General features: G+C 73.2%; 17 protein-coding genes and 2 pseudogenes. 8 read left to right on the top strand and 11 right to left on the bottom strand.

The window, feature by feature from the left end; genetic code table 11:
• Positions 1–86: 86 nt before the first annotated feature.
• Entirely contained in the window at positions 87–1,253 is a 1,167-nt protein-coding gene (xylA, locus tag QIS99_RS16110; RefSeq protein WP_282514060.1) for a xylose isomerase, read from the bottom strand.
• A gap of 33 nt (positions 1,254–1,286) precedes the next feature.
• Here xylA and QIS99_RS16105 point away from each other — a divergent pair.
• A pseudogene (locus QIS99_RS16105) lies at positions 1,287–1,960 on the top strand (FGGY family carbohydrate kinase); the annotation flags it as partial.
• Positions 1,961–2,001: 41 nt separating this feature from the next.
• Here QIS99_RS16105 and QIS99_RS16100 read toward each other — a convergent pair.
• From QIS99_RS16100 to QIS99_RS16090, 3 genes are all read right to left on the bottom strand, one after another.
• Positions 2,002–2,433, bottom strand: coding sequence for a VOC family protein (locus QIS99_RS16100; protein WP_282514059.1), 432 nt, complete (start codon positions 2,431–2,433; stop codon positions 2,002–2,004).
• A 40-nt stretch (positions 2,434–2,473) separates the two neighbouring features.
• Positions 2,474–2,989, bottom strand: coding sequence for a MarR family winged helix-turn-helix transcriptional regulator (locus tag QIS99_RS16095; protein ID WP_282514058.1), 516 nt, complete (start codon positions 2,987–2,989; stop codon positions 2,474–2,476).
• Positions 2,990–3,064: 75 nt separating this feature from the next.
• Positions 3,065–4,150: a PP2C family protein-serine/threonine phosphatase gene (locus QIS99_RS16090; RefSeq protein ID WP_282514057.1), complete on the bottom strand. Its 1,086-nt coding sequence runs from the start codon at positions 4,148–4,150 to the stop codon at positions 3,065–3,067.
• A 221-nt stretch (positions 4,151–4,371) separates the two neighbouring features.
• Between QIS99_RS16090 and QIS99_RS16085 the strand changes: the two genes are divergently transcribed.
• The gene (locus QIS99_RS16085) at positions 4,372–4,875 is read left to right on the top strand and encodes a nitroreductase family deazaflavin-dependent oxidoreductase (protein ID WP_282514056.1); all 504 of its coding nucleotides are present in this window, start codon (positions 4,372–4,374) and stop codon (positions 4,873–4,875) included.
• A gap of 25 nt (positions 4,876–4,900) precedes the next feature.
• Positions 4,901–5,401 (top strand): hypothetical protein, encoded by a 501-nt coding sequence (locus QIS99_RS16080; protein WP_282514055.1) that lies wholly within the window; start codon positions 4,901–4,903, stop codon positions 5,399–5,401.
• Here the strand turns inward: QIS99_RS16080 and QIS99_RS16075 are convergent.
• The gene (locus tag QIS99_RS16075) at positions 5,379–6,347 is read right to left on the bottom strand and encodes an alpha/beta hydrolase (protein ID WP_282514054.1); all 969 of its coding nucleotides are present in this window, start codon (positions 6,345–6,347) and stop codon (positions 5,379–5,381) included. The two genes, QIS99_RS16080 and QIS99_RS16075, sit on opposite strands and share 23 nt — an antisense overlap.
• A 284-nt stretch (positions 6,348–6,631) precedes the next feature.
• On the opposite strand from QIS99_RS16075, the gene QIS99_RS16070 reads away from it, so the two are divergent.
• Entirely contained in the window at positions 6,632–7,036 is a 405-nt protein-coding gene (locus tag QIS99_RS16070) for a RidA family protein (protein ID WP_282514053.1), read from the top strand.
• Between the two features lie 115 nt (positions 7,037–7,151).
• Positions 7,152–7,463 carry a DUF6401 family natural product biosynthesis protein gene (locus QIS99_RS16065; RefSeq protein ID WP_282514052.1) on the top strand — a complete coding sequence of 104 codons (312 nt, stop codon included), beginning with the start codon at positions 7,152–7,154 and terminating at the stop codon, positions 7,461–7,463.
• 144 nt (positions 7,464–7,607) lie between these two features.
• Here the strand turns inward: QIS99_RS16065 and QIS99_RS16060 are convergent, their stop codons facing one another.
• The 3 genes from QIS99_RS16060 to QIS99_RS16050 form a co-directional block, all read right to left on the bottom strand.
• Positions 7,608–8,453: a mechanosensitive ion channel family protein gene (locus QIS99_RS16060; RefSeq protein WP_282514050.1), complete on the bottom strand. Its 846-nt coding sequence runs from the start codon at positions 8,451–8,453 to the stop codon at positions 7,608–7,610.
• A gap of 139 nt (positions 8,454–8,592) precedes the next feature.
• Entirely contained in the window at positions 8,593–8,958 is a 366-nt protein-coding gene (locus tag QIS99_RS16055; protein WP_282514049.1) for an iron chaperone, read from the bottom strand.
• 9 nt (positions 8,959–8,967) lie between these two features.
• On the bottom strand, positions 8,968–10,182 hold the full coding sequence (locus tag QIS99_RS16050) for an acyltransferase family protein (RefSeq protein WP_282514048.1): 1,215 nt from the start codon (positions 10,180–10,182) through the stop codon (positions 8,968–8,970).
• Positions 10,183–10,692: 510 nt separating this feature from the next.
• Between QIS99_RS16050 and QIS99_RS16045 the strand changes: the two genes are divergently transcribed.
• The gene (locus QIS99_RS16045) at positions 10,693–12,600 is read left to right on the top strand and encodes an ATP-binding protein (protein WP_282514047.1); all 1,908 of its coding nucleotides are present in this window, start codon (positions 10,693–10,695) and stop codon (positions 12,598–12,600) included.
• A gap of 225 nt (positions 12,601–12,825) precedes the next feature.
• Here QIS99_RS16045 and QIS99_RS16040 read toward each other — a convergent pair whose 3' ends face one another.
• Both QIS99_RS16040 and QIS99_RS16035 read right to left on the bottom strand, forming a co-directional pair.
• A complete protein-coding gene (locus QIS99_RS16040) occupies positions 12,826–14,931 on the bottom strand; it encodes a SpoIIE family protein phosphatase (RefSeq protein ID WP_282514046.1) in 2,106 nt (701 codons plus the stop codon).
• A gap of 178 nt (positions 14,932–15,109) precedes the next feature.
• Positions 15,110–15,496, bottom strand: coding sequence for a hypothetical protein (locus QIS99_RS16035; protein ID WP_282514044.1), 387 nt, complete (start codon positions 15,494–15,496; stop codon positions 15,110–15,112).
• Between QIS99_RS16035 and QIS99_RS16030 the strand changes: the two are divergent.
• Positions 15,456–16,256 (top strand): annotated as a pseudogene (locus QIS99_RS16030) (amidohydrolase); the annotation flags it as partial. The gene QIS99_RS16035 and the pseudogene QIS99_RS16030 overlap by 41 nt on opposite strands.
• 265 nt (positions 16,257–16,521) lie before the next feature.
• A complete protein-coding gene (locus QIS99_RS16025) occupies positions 16,522–17,460 on the top strand; it encodes a choice-of-anchor P family protein (protein WP_282514043.1) in 939 nt (312 codons plus the stop codon).
• An 84-nt stretch (positions 17,461–17,544) separates the two neighbouring features.
• Here the strand turns inward: QIS99_RS16025 and QIS99_RS16020 are convergent, their stop codons facing one another.
• Positions 17,545–18,438, bottom strand: a complete 894-nt coding sequence (locus tag QIS99_RS16020) for a L,D-transpeptidase (RefSeq protein WP_282514042.1) — start codon at positions 18,436–18,438, stop codon at positions 17,545–17,547.
• Positions 18,439–18,571 lie beyond the last annotated feature (133 nt).

Genomic DNA, 18,571 nt, shown 5'->3' with positions numbered 1-18,571 from the left:
GCCCGCACTGAACCACCTTACGCCGACGGGAAGTTGACCCGCCGACGGCGCGGGGTCGCAATTCCGTGAGACGCCCCCGGGCGGGCTCAGACGCCCAGCAGATGTTCCATGGCCAGCTGGTCGAGCCGTTCGAAGGCCATGGACCGCCCGGCGGCCGCGGTCACGTCGAAGGACTCGTACGCGCTGCGGTCGGCGAGGAGTCCGGCGAGGCCGTCCGCCGCGGTGGGCTCGGCGAGCTCGTGGAGGCGGGAGTCGCGCAGCGCCTGCCGCACGGCCGGGTCGGCGCGGAAGGCGGCGGCGCGCTCCTTGAGGATGAGGTAGTTCCGCATGCAGTTCTTCGCGGACTCCCACACCCCGTCGAAGCCGTCCGTGCGCACCGGTTTGAAGTCGAAGTGGCGCGGCCCCGCGTACCCGGCGTCCTCCAGGAGGTCGACCAGCCAGAACGCCTGGCGCAGGTCCCCGGCGCCGAAGCGGAGGTCCTGGTCGTACTTGATGCCGGACTGGCCGTTGAGGTCGAGGTGGAAGAGCTTGCCGGACCAGAGGGCCTGCGCGATGCCGTGCGGAAAGTTGAGGCCGGCCATCTGCTCGTGGCCCACCTCCGGGTTGACGCCGACGAGTTCGGGGCGCTCCAGGCGCTCGATGAAGGCGAGGGCGTGGCCGATGGTGGGCAGCAGGATGTCGCCGCGCGGCTCGTTCGGCTTGGGTTCGATGGCGAAGCGCAGGTCGTAGCCCTGGCCGGTGACGTACTCGCCGAGCAGGTCGAAGGCCTCCTTCATCCGGTCGAGGGCGAGCCGCACGTCCTTCGCCCCGCCTGACTCGGCGCCCTCGCGGCCGCCCCAGGCGACGTAGGTGGTGGCGCCGAGTTCGACGGCGAGGTCGATGTTGCGGAGGGTCTTGCGCAGCGCGTACCGGCGTACGTCCCGGTCGTTCGCCGTGAAGCCGCCGTCCTTGAAGACGGGGTGCGTGAACAGGTTCGTCGTCGCCATCGGCACCTTCATGCCGGTCGCTTCGAGGGCGGCGCGGAACCGCTTGACGACGGCCTCGCGCTCGGCGTCGGAGGACCCGAACGGCACGAGGTCGTCGTCGTGGAAGGTCACTCCGTACGCGCCGAGCTCCGCGAGCCGCTCGACGGACTCCACCGGGTCGAGCGCGGGCCTGGTGGCCGTGCCGAACGGGTCGACGCCCTGCCAGCCCACGGTCCACAGGCCGAAGGTGAAGTTGTCGTCGGGGGTCGGGGTGAAGCGGTCCGTCATGGTCGCCCCTTCTTCGCGAGCAATTTGTTTTCTATGCTTACTAATACGCAGGAAGCCTCTCCCGTCAACCATGAGGTACGAGATGACGCATCGCCCCGGCCCCCTGGGCCGTGTCCGCAGGGGACCCCCGTGGTCATCGGCGTGGACAGCTCCACCCAGTCCACCAAGGCCGCCGTCACCGACGCGGCGAGCGGCGCCCCGCACACCGTGACCGGGACGGACGGCGCCCGCGAGACCGACCCCGAGGCGTGGTGGCGGGCGCTGGCCACAGCGGTCGCCGAGGGGCTGCGCGGGGCGGGCGTGGACGCGCGGGACGTGACCGGGATCGCGGTGGCGACGCCTCCGGCACCCTCTGGTGGTCCACGGCGGACTCCGCGTACGACCCGGTGCTGCTCGAACTCACCGGCATGGCCGAGGAGTTGCTGTCCCCCGTCGCGCCGGGCGGCGGCAGCATCGCGGGGCGCCTGACCGGGGTCGCCGCCGCGCATCTCGGGCTGCGGGCGGGTCTGCCGGTAGCGGCCGGCACCGGGGACAACATGGCCGCCGCGGTCGGGCTCGGCCTCGGCGGTGCAGGGCTGCTCGACCACCCGGCGGTGAGCCTCGGCACGTCCGGCACGGTCTTCGCGGCGAGCCGCACCCGGCCCGCGGTGCCCGCACTGGCCGGCTTCGCCTCGGCCGACGGCCACCATCTGCCCCTCGGCTGCACGTGACGCTGAAAGACCCCGCGACCACACCGCCTCGTACCGCCTCACACCGCGAAGACCTGCCCGTCGTCCGCGAACGCCTTGAACTCCAGCGCGTTGCCCGCCGGGTCACGGAGGAACATCGTCCACTGCTCGCCCGGCTGCCCCTCGAAGCGGACGTACGGCTCGATCACGAACTCCGTGCCCGCGTCGCGCAGCCGTTGGGCCAGCTTCTGGAAGTCGGGGATCGTCAGGATCAGGCCGAAGTGCGGTACGGGGACGTCGTGGCCGTCGACCGGGTTGTGGACGCGCTGCGGGCGGGCGGGGGCGAGGTGGGTGACGAACTGGTGGCCGTGCAGGTTCCAGTCGACCCAGGTGTCGGCGCTGCGGCCTTCGTCGAGGCCGAGGACCTCGCCGTAGAAGTGGCGGGCCGCGGTGAGGTCGTCCACGGGCATGGCCAGGTGGAACCGCGGGATGGGTGCGTCGGGTCCGGTCATGGCAGTGCCTTTCCGTGTGCGGGTCGGAGCGGGGGTTCGTTCACTGGGCCCAGCCCAGGGGGTGCAGGCCCGAGGCCTCGTCCGCCTCCGGGGCCGGGGGCTCACCGCTCGCCTCGCTGAACGCGGTGAGCGCGGCGACGAGTGCCGCGCGCCGTTCGGGCGTGAGGCGTTCGACGATGCCGGCGATCTCCTGGCGGCGGCGTGCGGTGACGTCCGTGACGATGCGGCGGCCCGCGTCGGTGAGTTGCAGGAGAGTCTCGCGGCGGTTGCGCGGGTTGACGCGCCGGTCCGCGAGCCCGGCGGCGATCAGCCGGTCGACCATGCGCATCGCGGTCGAGGGCGCGACGCCCAACAGCTCGGCCAGGTCGACGAGTTTGGTGGCCCCGCGGCTGGAGAGCACGATCAGCATCCGGAACTGCGGCAGCGTCACCCGGTCCTCGACTGCGGCGAGCGAGCGCGCGGAGACCGCGACCAGGACGCGGGACGCGGTCAGTACGGCCCGCGTGACCTCGTCGACCTCGACCGCACCCTCGTCCACGCCGCTTCGCTCAGCCATACCTCTTTGTACCGCGCGGCCCCGGGCCCCCGACACCACACACCGCGCCAACCGCCCCGGGGCGCCCCTCGCGTCTCATCCGCGCTGGTAGCGCAGCAGCAGCATCGCCGCGTCGTCGTGCGGCGGGCCGCCGGCGTACCGGACCACGTCCTCGCGCAGCGCCTCCAGGGCGGCCTGCGCGTCGGGCTCCTTGAGGAGGCCGGCCCGCTCCTGGAGCGGGTAGAACGTCCCGGCGGCGTCCCGCGCCTCGGTCACGCCGTCCGTGTAGAACAGCAGCTGCTCGCCGGGCGCGAAGCGCACCTCGTACGGCAGCGGCGGCTCCCCGCCGTGCACGCCGAGCCCGAGGGGCAGGGCGTACGCGGGCGGGCGGGGGAACTCGACGGTTCCGTCGGCCCGTACGAGCAGCGGCGGCGGGTGGCCGCAGTCGACCAGGACGACCCGCTCCTCGTCGGCGTGGACCTCGGCGAGGACGGCGGTCACGAACTTCTCGGCGTTCAACTCCCGCGCCACACTGCGTTCCAGGCGGGCGGCGAGCGCCACCAGGTCGGGCTCCTCGTGCGCGGCCTCACGGAACGAGCCGAGGACGAGGGCGGCCGTCTCCACGGCGGCGAGGCCCTTGCCCTGGACATCGCCGACGATCACGCGCACCCCGTACGGCGAGGCCACCACCTCGTACAGATCGCCGCCGATCCGGGCCTCCGCGGCGGCCGAGGTGTACGAGACGGCGACGCCCAACGGCCCGGCGCTGCGCGGCACCGGGCGCAGCAGCACGCGCTGGGCGACCTCGGCCACCGAGCGGACGCTGGCCAGTTCGGCCTCGCGGCGGCCGCGCATCACTGCGGCGGCTACGCCCGCGCCGGTGACCCCGGCGACGGAGACGAGGGCGGTGTAGCCGCGCCGGGTGTCGAACAGGCCGTTGTAGACGCCGAGTCCGAGGCAGAGCAGCAGCGCCACCGCGCCGGTGACCGCGGTGCGCCGCCAGGTGCCGATGAGGCCGGAGAAGGCGGGGCCGAGGGAGACGAGCGGCAGCAGTCCCACGCCGGGGCCGCCGATCACGTCGGCGACGGCCACGACCGTCATCACCCCGGCCGGCAGCCAGGTCAGCACGGCACGGGCGTCTCCGCGCCCGGCTCGGGCGTCCCGATGCTCCGGAGCGGTCATGGCACCCCCAACAAGGTTGTCCGACAAGGTCGTCGCCGGCGCGCGAGTGCGTGGTCCGCGCCGGCTGTGCGGCCACCCGTGGCGGGCGGCCTCCCCCGCGTTTAGACTATGCAAAGATTGCGTGGAACCATTGCGGACAACGGGTGCTCGTTACCCGATCGAGTCCGGCGTACGACCTGTCGGGGGACCGGCGTACGACCTGTCGGGGGGAAGGGACGTCGATGGCATCCGACCGGCCTGCGGGCCCCGCGCGGCCGCAACTCCCGCGCGGCTGGCGACGCTTGCTCGCCAGGCTGCCGATCGCGCTGTACCGCGCGGGCCTCGGCCCGCTGTTCGGCGGGCGGCTGCTGCTCCTGCACCACGTCGGGCGCAACTCCGGCCTCGACCGGCGCGTGGTCCTTGAGGTGGTCGCGTACGACCGCGAGCGCGGCAGCCGGCCCCTCGCCTCCGGTTTCGGCCCGCAGTCCGCCTGGTACCAGAACCTCCGCCGCACGCCGACGACGACGGTCCAGGTCGGCCGCCGCCGCCACCGCGTCACCGCGCACTTCCTGAGCGCGGACGAGGGCGGCGAGGTCATGGCCCGGTACACACCCCGGCATCCGCGCACGGCCCGCCGCCTGTGCGCCTTCATGGGCTTCGACGTGGACGGCAGCATGGCGTCGTACCGCGACGCGGGCCGGCACATCCCGTTCGTACGCCTCGACTCCTCGCCCGGGCGCGGCTGACGTGCGCCGGGAGGAGCAGCCGGGGGTGCCGGACGAGGTGTGGGAGCGGTTCCTGCGGGACGACGAGGCCGCGATACGACGGACCGCGCCGAGGGAGCCGTCGGCGCGGGAGCGGGCGGGGGCGGGGGTCGAACCGTCCGGGGCTTCCGGCGCCGGGGTGGTGGTTTCCGGGCCCGGCGGGTCCGGCGCGCACAGCGCAGGGGGCCCCTCGGGTGGGCCGGGCTCGGACGCGGTCGGCGAGCTGTGGCGCCCGCGCCCGGTGCCGGAGTCGTCGGCGTGGCGCGACCTCGACGGCCGGGGCCGACTCGCGCGCGCGGCACGCGTGTTGGGCGCGCTGGCGCTGTTCGCGACGGTCATGGCCATGGTCACGCTGCTGCCGAACGGCACGAACCGGCCGGGCGAGCGCCCGGGAGTAGTCCTCCAGGAGTCGGAGCCCGCCCCCACGGACCAGCCGACAGCCGAGGCCTCCCCGTCCCCTGCGGTGTTCACTTCTCCTGCGGTGTTCACTTCTCCGCCGCCGGGTTAGGAGCTGTCCCCGAGACCGGCGCGGCCCTCTCCGGCCCCGCGGTCCGGTCGCGCAGCCAGGTGTGGATGGCGTGGCGTGCCGTTCCGGCCAGTGTCGTGGGGTGGCTCGTGAAGCCGTGGGGGGACTCGGGGTAGACGCGGACCTCGACCTCGTTGCCCGCCGCCGACAAGCGGCCCGCCATCGCCAGGTTGTCCTCAAGCAGCACGTCCGCGGCGCCGACGACGAGCAGCGTCGGGGGAAGACCCCCGAGGTCGCCGTAGAGGGGCGAGATGTCGGGCAGGGTGCGGTCGGCCGCCCGGCCCGCGTACGCCTCGATGAAGTACTCGTCCGCGATCCGGCGACCGGCCGGGGTGCGCGCGCTCAGGTCGTACGTCCCGAACTGCAGGGCGGCTCCGGCGAATCGGGCGACGGCGCCTCTGTCCCGCAGCCGGAGCAGCGTCGCCAGGGCGAGGGTGGCTCCCGCGGAGGTGCCGCCGATCGCGAGCCGGGAGGTGCCGAAGCGGGCGGCGGCCTCCTCGACGAGCCACAGCGCCGCCGCCTCGCAGTCGTCGGGGGCGGCGGGCCAGGGGTGCTCGGGCGCGAGCCGGTAGTCGACGCTGACGACGGCGAGCCGCAGGGCCTCCGCGAGCGCGCGGTTGCGTACGTCGCCCTGTGCCGCGCAGTCCATGTAGAAGCCGCCTCCGTGGATGTCCAGGTACACGCCCCGCGGCGGACCCGCGGCCGGCGTGAAGATCCGGACCGGCACGCACGCGTCCCCCGCCCCGACCGTCTCCTCGACGGCGGGCGGCTCGGCCGCGCGCGGAGCGGGCCTCGCCGCCCGCACTTCCTTGAGCTCGGCCCAGGTGGCCGGGCCGCGACCCGGCGCCCTCGACCGGTAGAAGGCACGGGCCTCCTCGACCTGGTCCGCGGGCACGTCCGCGGACAGTGCGTCAAGCGCGAGTCGCACGCGTTCCTCCTCATCGCCCTGGAGTGCTCCCCCGGGACATCGCCGGCCATGGCTCGACCGGATGCGACTCCACGCTAACGCCGCCCACTGACATCGCCGCCCCGGCATCCGGGCGCCGCCGTGCGGAGGGGCGCAGAGCCGAGCGGAGCCGAGCAGGAGCCGAGCCCGAGCCGAGCCCGAGCCGAGCAGGAGCCATCAACTCCGCTTCCGTGCAACGGAGTTGCCGTAGAGAGTGATCGCGTGATCCCGGAATGCCGCCCCCGTCAACGGGCGTTGAGCCCGGCATGAGTACCGATCAGCGCACGATCACCAACCCGCCCACCCTCCACGACCCGACCCCGTTCGGCTACAGCCACGCGGTCTCCGCCCCCGGCGAGCAGGTCTTCATCGGCGGCCAGTACTCCTCCGACGCCACCGGCTCCGTGGTCGCCGGCCCCTTCGCCGAACAGGTCGAGCTCGCCTTCGACCACCTGCTGTCGGCCCTGCGGGGCGTCGGCCTCGGGTACGAGCACGTGGTGCGGCTCGGCACCTTCATCGTCGACCACGACCAGGACAAGCTGCAGATCCTCGGCAAGGCGCTGCAGGCCCGCTTCGGCGGCCGGCTGCCCGCCCAGACACTCAGCGGCGTCGCCTCCCTCGCGCTGCCGGGGATGCTGTTCGAGGTGGACGCGGTGGCGGTGCGGCCGTGACGGGGCCGCGGGGCGGGACTGCGGGGCGGGACTGCGGGGCGGCGCCGGCCCGACGTGACGCACCTCATGTCCGTTTCGGGTACTTCGCGGTTCCGGCGCGGCCTACCGTGGTCAGGTGTTTTCGTTGGCCGAGATCAGCAGTACGTACCGACAGCGGTTCGCGGAGTTCGCATTCGAGCCCGCGTTCGTCGCCATGGTCGATCAGCATGTCGCTGACGTACGCGCGCGCCTCGGCGCCGACGGCCCCGGCCTGGACCTCGCGCCGCCCGACCCGGAGCGGCTGACCGACTACGCCCTCGGGTTCCTGGACGCGCTGACCGAGATCGACTGGCGCGAACCCGTCGGACACGACTACGCGGTGTGCCGTCTGACCGCGATCACCTGGCTCGTCCACGCCCACGACCTGCTGCCCGAAGTCCGGGACTGAGACCGTCCCACGCCCCGGCGGTCCGCCACCCGCCCGCCGAAGGGCCGGCGCCCAGACGCGTTCGACCCCGTCCGCCCGGACTCCGGCACCTGGCCGGACCCCGGGCGGACGGGGTCGAACGCGTTCACTGGCGGGGCGGGCGCCTCACCTCTCCGGGCTCCCGGGCATGTCCGGGCCCCCGGGCATGTCCGGGCCACCTCGCATGTCCGGGCCACCTCGCATGTCCCGGCCACCACGCTGCTGCTCCCGCTCCTGCACGGGCTGGTTGGCCAGGGCGTCCTCACGGCCGGCCTGGTAGTCCGTGACACCGGGGCGGACGCGGGTCGTCTCGCGTTCGGCGCTGTCCAGCCACCGCTCCCAACGCTGCCGCATCGGCTGGATCATGCCTCCGCCGACACCGACGACGAGGATGCCGGCCGCGGCCGCGAGGGCGGCGATCAGGAGCGGCTGGGTCACCGCAGTGGCGATGCCCGCCTGCCCCAGGGCCGCGATCACGCCGAGCACCACGATGCAGGCCCAGACGATCTTGGCGACGGTGGCGCCGTACGAGGCACTGGACAGGGCGCCGGCCACGATCGAGCGGACCGCGTTGGCGATGGCCATGGCCACCACGATCAGGACGACGGCGACGATCGCTCGCGGCAGCCAGGCGACGATGCCGTTGATCATCGTGCTGACCGGGTTCGGCCCGAAGACGCCGAGCGCCAGCTGGATGGTGATCAGCATCAGCGCGTAGTAGATGATCTTGCAGACGAGGCCCGTGAGGTCGAATTTCGACCCTTGCAGCATGCGTGCCGCGCCCGACCGCTCCGCGAGCCGTTCCGAGCCCACCTTGCGCAGGACCCGGTCGAGCACCCGGACGATCAGCTTGGACACGAACCAGCCGATGGCCAGGATGACCAGGAAGCCGAGGAGTTTCGGCACGAACTGCGCGATCTTGGACCACGCGTCGTCGAGACCTTGCGTGAAATTGACGGCAAGTGTGTTCATGGGAGCCCTTCGTCGGTGCGGTCCCCTTCCCACATGATGGGCAAGCTCCCACGCCGAGCGCCGCGCCATGATGGCCCATTCGGATGACGGCCGGGCTCTGCTAACCTCGCCGCGGCGGTGCCGTCGGTGCGCTGCGGGGTCAGCAGACCGGGCCCGGGCGGGCCGCGACGGCGCGCAGCAGGTCGCGTACGAGAGCGAAGTCGATCTGCTCGGGCCTGCGGAAGCGGAGGCAGCCCTTGCCCATGTCCTGAGGCGCGAGCCGGTCGGCGAACTCCTCGCGGACGTCGTCGCGCATCAGATAGAACGAGATGTACTGCTTCTGTCCGGCAAAGGCGATCTCGCCGCGGCCGTCCCGTTCGTACACGGGCATGCCGTACGCCATCACCTCGGTGAAGCCCGGGAGTTCGGTGCGGCACAGCTGCCGCAGCCGGGTCAGCGCCGCGCGCAGCCCCTCGGGCAGCTCGGCGAGATACGTGTCGACGTCCGGAGCGCTGCTCTGCACCATGCCCCGACCCTACCGATCCGCCGTCCCCACGCTCCGCTCCGCCGTCCGGGGCCGGGGTGCGGGCTCCGCCGGGGCCGCGTCGGGGAGAGCCCTGGTGCCGTCGGCCTGCGCGGCGATCCGGGGCTTGTCCGGATCGAGATAGGGGCGGCGCCAGCGCAGGAAGGGGCGTTCGATGCCGTGGAAGGTCACCGCGGCGATGGCGAGGCTGACCGGCAGCACCCCGAGAACAGTCGTGAAGAACGCGTCCCACACGGGATTTCCGGTCGGCTCGATCCAGCGGTTCCGGGCGAGGAACACCGTGATGACGAGAAAGTGCAGCAGATAGAGCGAGAAACTCATCTCGCCGACTTTCGCGAGGGCGCGGGAGGCCAGGCAGGTCGAAGTGACCGTCGCGACATAGGTGAGGACGAGCAGCGCCCACACGAATCCCTCGACGTCGATCCAGATGAGCCGCACGGTACGGCCCTCCTGATAGGCGTGGCTGCGGTTGAAGGCCCAGATCGTGACGAGCGCGAGGGTGGCGGCGATCAGCACCTTCGCCGGGCTCTGGAACCGGTCGCGGTGATGGACGAAGAGCCAGGCCGCCAGCATGCCGAGCAGAAACTGGTCGATACGGCCCGCGAGGCTGTAGTAGAGGAAACTGTTCGCGGCGATCTTGCCGCCGCCGGAGAGCCAGACGAGTCCGCGGATCACCGCGATCGCGGCCATCAGCTGCACCAGGGCGGTCGGGCCACGGCGCGTGAGGATCCTGCTGAGCAGCGGGAACAGCAGGTAGAACTGCAGCTCGACGGCGATCGCCCACCACATGTGCGAGACATTGCCGAGGTGCAGCGAGCCCGGGAGATTGCCGAGTCCGACGAGGGACTGCACGACGGACAGCAGATCGGCGTCGCCGCGGTACGCGCCCGTGCCCATGATGATCAGGACCAGATAGAGCGGGAAGATCCGCAGGACGCGGTTTCCGATGAAGCGGCCGTAGTGAATGTCCTTGCCCAGGGTGCCGATCGTGAAGATGAATCCGGAAAGCACCATGAAAAGGGCGACCGCGGTATGCCCTTCGGCGACGAGCGCGCCGAGGGGATTGTCCGCGTAGAGCCAGCCCTCACGGTTGCGGTCGATCTCGGTGAGCATCATGTACGTGCCGTGGTAAAGGAGCACGAGCACGGCGGCGAAGGCCCGCAGGTGATCCACCGACACCAGGTACTGACGATTACTGCTCCGCACGAAGGGGCCGACCTCTCACGCATCGGGTCGCGGACGCACGCGACGGAGAACGGGCGAAGTCATAGCCTCACCGAAAGAAAGCCATATGAACGCCAATGCTCTTTACACGCGCAGGAAATCACCCACACGCATTCAATTCCGGACGCCGATTGCTCCGGAACGGTCAATTCGGCCGCGCGCACTCCCTGCCGTAAGGGTCAGACGGTCCCCCTCGCGACGGCCGGGTGGACGGAGGGCGTTGCCCGTACGGGCGTTCTCCTCGTCGTCCCCGTGAGTGATGGGGCGCTCGGGGTCGCTACCCCTTGCGGTCCGCGCCAGTTCCCTCTGTGGTCGGCTCACTGCAGGAGCGTTCCTGCAGCCGGATTCGGCCCGGGAGACGCAGGACGTCTCGCGCCGGCGCAGGAAGCGATCAGGAGCAGGACAGTGTTTGACCGCCTTCGTGGCTCGTCCGTCCGGCACGGCCGGGGCCAGAGGCAGCAACGGCCGGGCCCGGGCACACCGGGCCAACTGGTGGGCAGGGACGAGGAGTTGGCGCACCTCGACGGCCTCCTCGCCCGGCACCGCCTGGTCGCCGTGACCGGCGCGGCCGGGGTCGGCAAGAGCCGCCTCGCCCGGACGGCGGTGGAGCGGCGCGACGTGGAGGTGACCCGGGCGCGCTGGTGGACTCAGGGCCCTGCGGGCGGCCCGGACGCGCTCACCGGGGTGGCCACGGCGCTCGGCCTGCCCGTCACGGCCGGGTTCGACGCGGTCGCCGAGGCGCTGCGCGGCGGGCCGCGGCTGCTCTTCCTCGACGACGTCGACCCGGTGCGCGGCGGCTGCGTCACCCTGGTCCAGCGGCTGCTGCAGGCCCTGCCCGAACTGCGCGTGCTGCTCTCCGGCCGGCAGCCGCTCGGCCTGGGCGACGAGGTGGTGCTGCGCCTCGGCCCGCTGTCCCTCGTACCGTCCGGCGACGGCACGCCGAGTGCGGCGGTCCGGATGTTCCTGTCCCGGCTGCCGCCGCGGTCGGCGCGGCCGGTCGCCGCCGGCGCCGCGGGCCGGACCGTGCTCGACCTCTGCGCCCGGCTCCAGGGCGTGCCGCTCGCGCTGCGGCTCGCCGCCGAACAGGTGGGCCGGCGCCCGCTCGCCGAGGTGGCCACGCTGGTGGAGACCGCGCAGTGCCGGCTCGCCGGGGACGGCGGAGGGTGGCGGCACCGCTCGCTGCACGCGGCGCTCGGCGCGAGCTACGCCCTGTGCGAGCGGGCCGACCGCATCACCTGGGCCCGGCTGAGCGTGCTCGGCGGCGACTTCGACGAGGACACCGCCGTACGCGTCGCGGCGGGCGGGCGGTTGCGTACGCGGGACGTCCCGGCCTGCCTGGCCCGGCTGGCGCTGGCCTCGGTCCTGGAGCCGGTGCGCGACCCCGGAGGCGTACGGCCGGGCCGGTACCGGATGGCGGCGGCGGCGCGGGAGTTCGGCTTCGAGCGGCTGCGGGACGCGGGCGAGGCGGCCGAGGCGGTCGAGCGGCACCTGCTGTGGTGCCGGGACGCGGCCGAGTCCGCGCAGCGGCTGTGGCAGGCGGGGCTGCAGCGGCAGGCGGTCGCTCTGGTGTGCGCCGAGGAGGCGAATCTGCGGGCGGCGCTCGTGCGGCCGCCGCGGTCGGCGGCGCAGGCCGAGACCGCGCTGCACGCGGTGGTGGCGCTCTGGTTCTGGTGGGGCGTGTGCGGGCACACCGGGCAGGGCCGCTCGTATCTGCAACGGCTCCTTCCACTCTCCCCCGAGGCCACGCTGCTGCGGGCGCGGGCGCTGTGGCTGGCCGGGTGGCTCGCGGTGCGGTGCGGGGAGGACGACGCGGCCGAGGCGCTGCGCGCGGCCGGGGAGGTGGCGGTGCTGGTCGGTGACGACACCACCCTCGGGCACGTCGCGGACGCGTCGGGGGTGCTGGCGGCGTTCCTGGGCGACCGGGACCTGGCGATCGCCTGCCTGCGGGACGCGGTGCGGCTGATTCCGGAGGAGGTGTGCTACGGGCCTTCGGTGGCGCACAGTTGGGCGGTGCTCGCCTGCAACCAGGCGCACACCTCGCTCGCCGCTGCGCGCCGCTCCGTGCGGTACGCGGTGGCGTTGCGGCGTACCAGGGACGACCGGTGGGCGCGCTGCACGACGGCGTACGCGCTGGCGTTCGTGGACCACCTGGCGGGGCGCCCGGCCCGGGCCTGGCGGCGGGCGCGGCGGGCGCTGCGGGAGGCGGAGGTGCTGGGCAACCCGCTGGGGACGGTGGTCGTCGAGCGCCTGCTCGCCGAGATCCAGCGCGTCCCGGCCTCGGCCCCGGCACTGCCCGACCGCCGGCGCGTCCCGCGCAGGCGCCGCGACGCACCGGCCCGGCACGCGGAGCCGGGCGCCGACGGCAGCCTCGCGCGCGGCGCCCTGCGGGAAGCCCCGTAGATCCCGGGACGGTTCCCCGCCCCGGCACCCCCGCAGCCGCCGTCGGCCGGGGGGGGGAGCTGCCGTAGGCGGGGGCGGAGAGGCGCGGACCGGAGGGGTCAGCCGGTGTGGGCCGGGAAAGCGGGAGCGGCGGGCCCGAGGACTCAACGGCCCCCGCCGAGCGGAAACGCACCCCCGCCCCACACCTCAACACCCTCGGGACAGACCGGTGACCGCCCGTAGGCCTCAGCTGCCGTCCGCCGGAGGCAGGGGGTGGGTGCGGGCGATGAGGACGGCGACGTCGTCCGGGTCGCCGTGGCGGCGCAGCCGGGTGAGGAGGAGGTCGCAGGTCTCCTCCAGGGAGCGCCGCGGCTGGTCGAGGACGTCGATGAGGGTGGCGAGGCGGGTGCCGATGTCCTCGTCGCGGGTCTCCACCAGGCCGTCGGTGTAGAGGAGAAGCTCGTCGCCGTCGGTGAGGTCGAAGTCGGCCGCCTCGAACGGCACTCCGCCCACGCCGAGGGGCGCGCCGGTGGGCAGCGAGAGCAGCTGCGGGCGTTCGTCCGGGCGGCACCGGACGGGCGGGAGGTGGCCCGCGGTGGCGATGCGGCACCGGCCGGAGTGCGGGTCGTACTCGGCGTAGACGCAGGTGGCCAGGGTCTCGTCGAGTTCGGCGGCGATCCGGTCGAGGTGGCTGAGGACGTCCGCGGGGGCGAGTCCGAGTCCGGCCAGCGTGCGGGTGGCGGTGCGGAGTTGGCCCATGGAGGCGGCGGCGTTGATGCCGCTGCCCATGACGTCGCCGACGACGAGGGCGGAGCGTTCCCCGGCGAGCCGGATCACGTCGAACCAGTCGCCGCCGACCTCGCCCGCGGTGGTGGCGGGCTGGTAGCGGTACGCGATGTCGAGGCCGGGGGGTTTGGCCGGCCGGTGGGGCAGCAGGTGGCGTTGCAGGGAGAGCGCGGCGTGGCTCTGCTGCTGGTAGCCGCGGGCGTTGTCGATGGAGACGGCGGCGCGGGCGGCCAGCTCCCCGGCGAGCATCAGGTCGTCGTGGTCGAAGGGCAGCGGGTTGCGGGTCCTGGCCAGGGTGAGGGCGCCGAGCACGGTGCCGCGCGCCTTCAACGGGATGGCCATGTACGAGTGCGTGCCGGCCGCTTCGAGCAGGGCGGACACATCGCGGTCGCGGCCGATCCTGGCGAGGTCCTGCTGCCGGACGTGGGCGATGAGGGTGGGGCGGCCGGAGCGTACGCACTGGGCGACGAGGCGGGTGGACTCGTACCGGGAGGTCAGCTCCGCGGGTTCGGAGGCCCGCTCGGCGAAGCTGGGGTGCGCGGCCGCGGCGACGGCGACCGCGCGGAACAGGGCGCCTCCGGAGGCGGGCGGGCGGGCCGGGCTGCTGAACTTCAGCACGCTGTCGAGCAGGTCGACGGCGGCGATGTCGGCGAACTCGGGGACGAGGCAGTCGGCGAGCTCGCGGGCGGTGCGGTCGAGGTCGAGGGTGGTGCCGATGCGTTCGGTGGCGTCGGCGATCATCGCGAGCCGGCGTTGGGCGCGGGCGGCGGCGGTGGCGGCGCGGTGCTGTTCGGTGATGTCGACGACGGAGACGGCGAGGCCGATGACCTTCTCCCGGCCGGAGCCCTCCAGCCGGTGCAGGGAAACGGACCAGGCGTGGTCGGTCTCGGGGTCGGCGGGGGTGCGGCCGACGGTGAAGGTGTCGAGGGCGGGGGTGCCGGTGGCGAGGACCTCGCGCATGGCGGACTCGATGGACTCGCCGTCGAGGAACGGCAGCGCCTCGGAGACGGTGTGCCCGATGTGCTCGGCGGCGGAGATGCCGTTGATGCGTTCCAGGGCCGGGTTGACCATCACGTACCGCAGGTCGGTGTCCATCACGGCGAGGCCGATCGGGGACTGGCTGACCAGGCGCAGGGAGAGCGCCAGGTCCCGTTCCATGCGCTGGAGGGTGGCGCGTTCGGAGGCGAGGCCGAGGGCGTAGACGTTGCCCCGCTGGTCCTCCAGGCGCATGTTGCGGAACTCGGCGAGGCGGGTGCCGGCCTCCTTGTGGCGTACGGGGAAGACGCCGGCCCAGGGTTCTCCGGTGGCCATGACCTCGGTGAAGAGGGAGAGGACCAGGTCGAGGTGTTCCTCGTCGACGAGGAGCCGGGCGGCGGGGTGGCCCAGGGCCTCGGCGGCGGTGTACCCGAAGAGGTTCTCGGCCTGGGGGCTCCACAGCGCGATGTGGCCCTCGGCGTCGAGGACGACGGCGGCGACGCCGAGCGCGTCGAGGAGCCCCCCGGGTTCCAGGAGTGGGTCGGGGTCCTCCGGGTCGAGGCGGGGAGGCAGGGCGTCCGCCGCGTTCATCGGTCCGCTCCCTTCTCCCGTCGGCCACCGTGTCGGTCGGCCTCCCGAGTCTCCCCGAGGTCGCGTCTCCTGTCTGCCCTCCGGCACGGCCGAAGATCTCTCCATCATCCCCATCGGGTGGGGGTGCCGCCATTCGCGTACGGAGAGCGATTCCGGGGCTCGGACGGCGTGGGCCCCTCTAAAGGCCGCGGACGTGGGTCGGGCCGGCGAGACGGGTGTGCATGAGCAGGAGGTAGAGGAGCGGTGAGACGACGAGACCGGCGGGCAGGGCGAGGTCGACGCCGTTCGGGGCGGCGGCGATCGGGCCGGTGCAGAGGGTGTTGACGCTGAGGGCAGAGGCGGTGACGCCGCCGGTCAGGGCGCAGGCGCCGGCCCAGTTGACGCCGCCGTCGTACCAGAACGGGCTGTGCCGGGACTCGTCGGTGAGGGCGGGCCCGTCGTAGCGGTTGCGGCGCAGGGCGATGTCGGCGGCGTAGAGGGACATGCTCGGGCCGAGCAGGACGACGGTCAGCTGGAGGACGTTGGGCGGTGACCTGTGGCGGGTGGACGGCGTGAAGCTGTTCATGGACGGCACCGTCGACAACGGCACGGCCTGGCTGGAGCGCCCGGACTGCCACGGCGAGTCCACCCACGCCTTCCGGCCCGACCCGGCCGCCTTCACGCGCGTCGTCGCCGAGCTGCACCGGGCCGGTGTGCCCACGGCCACGCATGCCATCGGGGACGCGGCGGTGCGGCACGTACTCGAAGCGGTGGCCCTGGCGGGCGGCGGCAAGGACAGGGGCGTACGGCATCGGGTGGAGCACATCGAGACCGTGCCGGACGACACCCTGCGGCGCTTCGCGGAGCTCGGCGTCGTCGCCTCCATGCAGCCCACCCACTGCTGCGACTTCACACGCGCCGACCACACCGACAACTGGTCGCGGCGGCTCGGCGAGGAGCGGGCCGCGCGCGCCTGGCGCTGCCGTGACCTGTGGGACTCGGGGGCCACGGTGGTGCTCGGCTCGGACTGGCCGATCGCCCCGTACCCGCCGCTGCAGGTGATGGCGGGCGCCCGGCACCGCCGCCCGACCCGCGATCTGACGCAGCCTCCGCACGGACCGGAACAGGCCCTCACCGCCCTGGAGTCGCTGCGCGCGATGACGGTCAACGCGGCGTACGCGGCGGGCGAGGAGGACCGGGCCGGGCGCCTGGCCGTCGGCCACCACGCCGATCTGACGGTGTTCGCGGAGAGCCCGCTGACCACCACGGCCACGGACCTGCCGGACCTGCCGGTGCTCCTGACGGTCCTCGACGGCCGCCCCACGCATCGGGCCGCCACGCTCTAAGCACCTGGAGTGGTACGGGAGTTGGCCCGGGGACGATGTGAACTCAGCGCGGCCGCGTCGGGACGAGGCGGAGGCGTCAGTGTGCGGGCGGCCGCGTCGGTGTGCGGGGGGCCGCAACGGATACCCGCAACCATGCCGCGCCCGATTTGGCCAGTCAGGTGAATAAAAAAGACCATTTGACTGGATGGCGGATAAGGGGCGCCCTTCGAGGGGGTACGAGTGGCCGACGTCGGGCGCCGTGTCCGACGTTCACGAAGGGAAACTCATGGCCTCAGTCAAGATGGGCGTGGCAGGGCGGGCCGCGCTCGGTGCCGTCTTCGCCGCCTCCCTGGTCGCGACGACAGCCGGTACGGCACACGCCGCCTCGGGTGAGAGCTCCGCGTACGGCGTCAAGGCCAAGCTCGGCCCGGTCACCGTCCCCGAGACGGTCAAGGCCGCCTACCCCGGCGGTCCCCCGTCGGCCTACCTGGCCAGGGTCGCGATCCCGGGTGTCGGCTCCATCAACGCGGTCAACGCCACGGCGACCGGCAGCTCGACGACCGGCGTCACGAAGTCGACCGCGAGGACCGCCAAGGCTGCCGTGAACCTGAAGCTCGCCACGGTCGGCGCGGACGCGATCGGCGCGCGGTGCGACGCCAAGCCCGGCTCGGCCCCGAAGGGCGCGGCCCGGATCGTCAACGGCACCGTCAGGACCGCGCTCGGCGGCGTCGCCCTGAGGCTCCCGGTCAACCCGGGCCCGAACACCAGGCTCACCCTGCCCGCCGGTCTCGGGTCCATCACGCTCAACGAGCAGATCAGGAACGCCGACGGCTCCCTGACCGTCAACGCGCTGCACGTCAGGGTGGCCGCGAGCTCGCCGCTCCGCGGTGACCTCGTCGTCGCCTCGGCCACCTGCAAGGCCGGCACGGCGGAGAAGGGCGCGATCACCCCCTACGCGGTCGACGACCAGGGCGACCGCGTCGGCAACGTCGCCTTCGACCTGCAGCAGACCAGCCGCCGCGCCGCCGCCCCGTCCTGCACCGGCAACAGCATGGGCTACTGCACGTTCCCGAACCTGTCGGCCGGCACGTACAAGGTCTGTGTGATCGACGTGCCCGACGGCTACAGCATGCCGAAGCCGCGCTGCAAGGACGACATCGCCGTCAACGGCAACCACCGGTACGTGCGCTTCGTGATCCCGGAGGAGAAGGGCAAGAAGGGCTGACGCCCTCTCCCCGGACGAAGCGGGCGAAGCGGCCGCGCGGCCGCCCCGCCCGCTTCGTGTGCTGCGGTCAGGCGTCGTGCCCGGTCACTCCGCCGGAGCCGCTTCCAGCGGAGCCGCTTCCGCCAGAGCCGATTCCGCCAGAGCCGATTCCAGCAGAGCCGCTTCCAGCTCCGCGGCCGTCGGCGGCTGCTCGGCCGTCGGGTCCTCGGCGATGCCGAACGAGCCGAAGCCCTGGGCGATCAGGACGTCGTCGGAGTGGCCGCCGTAGCGCTTGCCCGTGCCCGGCTTGGTGCCCCAGACGTACACCCGGTCGCCGACCTTCAGCAGCTTGAACAGCCGCTTCGCGTCGGCCGCGTACATGTTGACGCAGCCGTGCGAGCCGGACTTGAACAGGTCGGAGTAAGTGCCGTGGAGGGCCTGCCCGCCGCTGAAGAACTGCGAGTGCGGCATGGGGGCGTTGTTGTAGATCGTCGAGAAGTGCCGGGCGCGCTTCAGGTAGATCTTGTGCCAGCCGCGGCGGGTCTCGTACCCGTTCTTGCCGCTGCGGATCGGGACGGGCGCGAAGACGAGCTTCCCGCCCTTCTGCACCCACAGGATCTGCCGGTTCAGGTCCACGCACGTCACCCGGAACTTGCGGACCGGGCATTTGCCCTGGGCGTTGGGGTTCTTCCTGACCTCGTGGACGAGCACCAGCCGGTAGGTCCTGAGGTCCGCCTTGCCGGTGGCGGGCTTGATGCCGAGGAACCGCTGCGCCTTCCGGATGGTGAGGCAGTCCCGGGTGCTCTGGACGCCGTCCTGGGGCAGCCCCAGCTTCTTCTCCAACTGCCACTGGTAGGCGCCGGACGGGGCCGTGCACGGCTTGACCGGGGCGCTTGGGGGCAGGCCCTCCTGGGCGAGCGCCGGCGGGGAGGCCAATAACTGACCGGCCAGGGCCGCCGAGCAGGCGAGCCCTGCGGCGGAAGACAGACGCGACGACACGACGCGCACCGACCTTTCTCCCTCGGCGAGGGAACCGGAGACATGACTCTGCATCGGTTCTAAGCGGGCATGGCGGGCTGCGCCGGGCAACTGCTCCGCATGGCCGAGCGGATCGGCCCGCCAGTTCGCCTGT

Source organism: Streptomyces solicavernae (assembly GCF_029968095.1).
Lineage (GTDB): Bacteria > Actinomycetota > Actinomycetes > Streptomycetales > Streptomycetaceae > Streptomyces > Streptomyces solicavernae.
This window is presented reverse-complemented; position numbering and strand designations above follow the sequence as displayed.

Bases quoted from the DNA above. Each gene is read 5' to 3' on its own strand.
- xylA (WP_282514060.1), bottom strand. From the start codon at position 1,253: ATGACGGACCGCTTCACCCCGACCCCCGACGACAACTTCACCTTCGGC.
- QIS99_RS16095 (WP_282514058.1), bottom strand. From the start codon at position 2,989: ATGGCTGAGCGAAGCGGCGTGGACGAGGGTGCGGTCGAGGTCGACGAG.
- QIS99_RS16060 (WP_282514050.1), bottom strand. From the start codon at position 8,453: ATGAACACACTTGCCGTCAATTTCACGCAAGGTCTCGACGACGCGTGG.
- QIS99_RS16055 (WP_282514049.1), bottom strand. From the start codon at position 8,958: ATGGTGCAGAGCAGCGCTCCGGACGTCGACACGTATCTCGCCGAGCTG.
- QIS99_RS16100 (WP_282514059.1), bottom strand. From the start codon at position 2,433: ATGACCGGACCCGACGCACCCATCCCGCGGTTCCACCTGGCCATGCCC.
- QIS99_RS16035 (WP_282514044.1), bottom strand. From the start codon at position 15,496: ATGAACAGCTTCACGCCGTCCACCCGCCACAGGTCACCGCCCAACGTC.
- QIS99_RS16085 (WP_282514056.1), top strand. From the start codon at position 4,372: ATGGCATCCGACCGGCCTGCGGGCCCCGCGCGGCCGCAACTCCCGCGC.
- QIS99_RS16090 (WP_282514057.1), bottom strand. From the start codon at position 4,150: ATGACCGCTCCGGAGCATCGGGACGCCCGAGCCGGGCGCGGAGACGCC.
- QIS99_RS16025 (WP_282514043.1), top strand. From the start codon at position 16,522: ATGGCCTCAGTCAAGATGGGCGTGGCAGGGCGGGCCGCGCTCGGTGCC.
- QIS99_RS16070 (WP_282514053.1), top strand. From the start codon at position 6,632: ATGAGTACCGATCAGCGCACGATCACCAACCCGCCCACCCTCCACGAC.
- QIS99_RS16040 (WP_282514046.1), bottom strand. From the start codon at position 14,931: ATGAACGCGGCGGACGCCCTGCCTCCCCGCCTCGACCCGGAGGACCCC.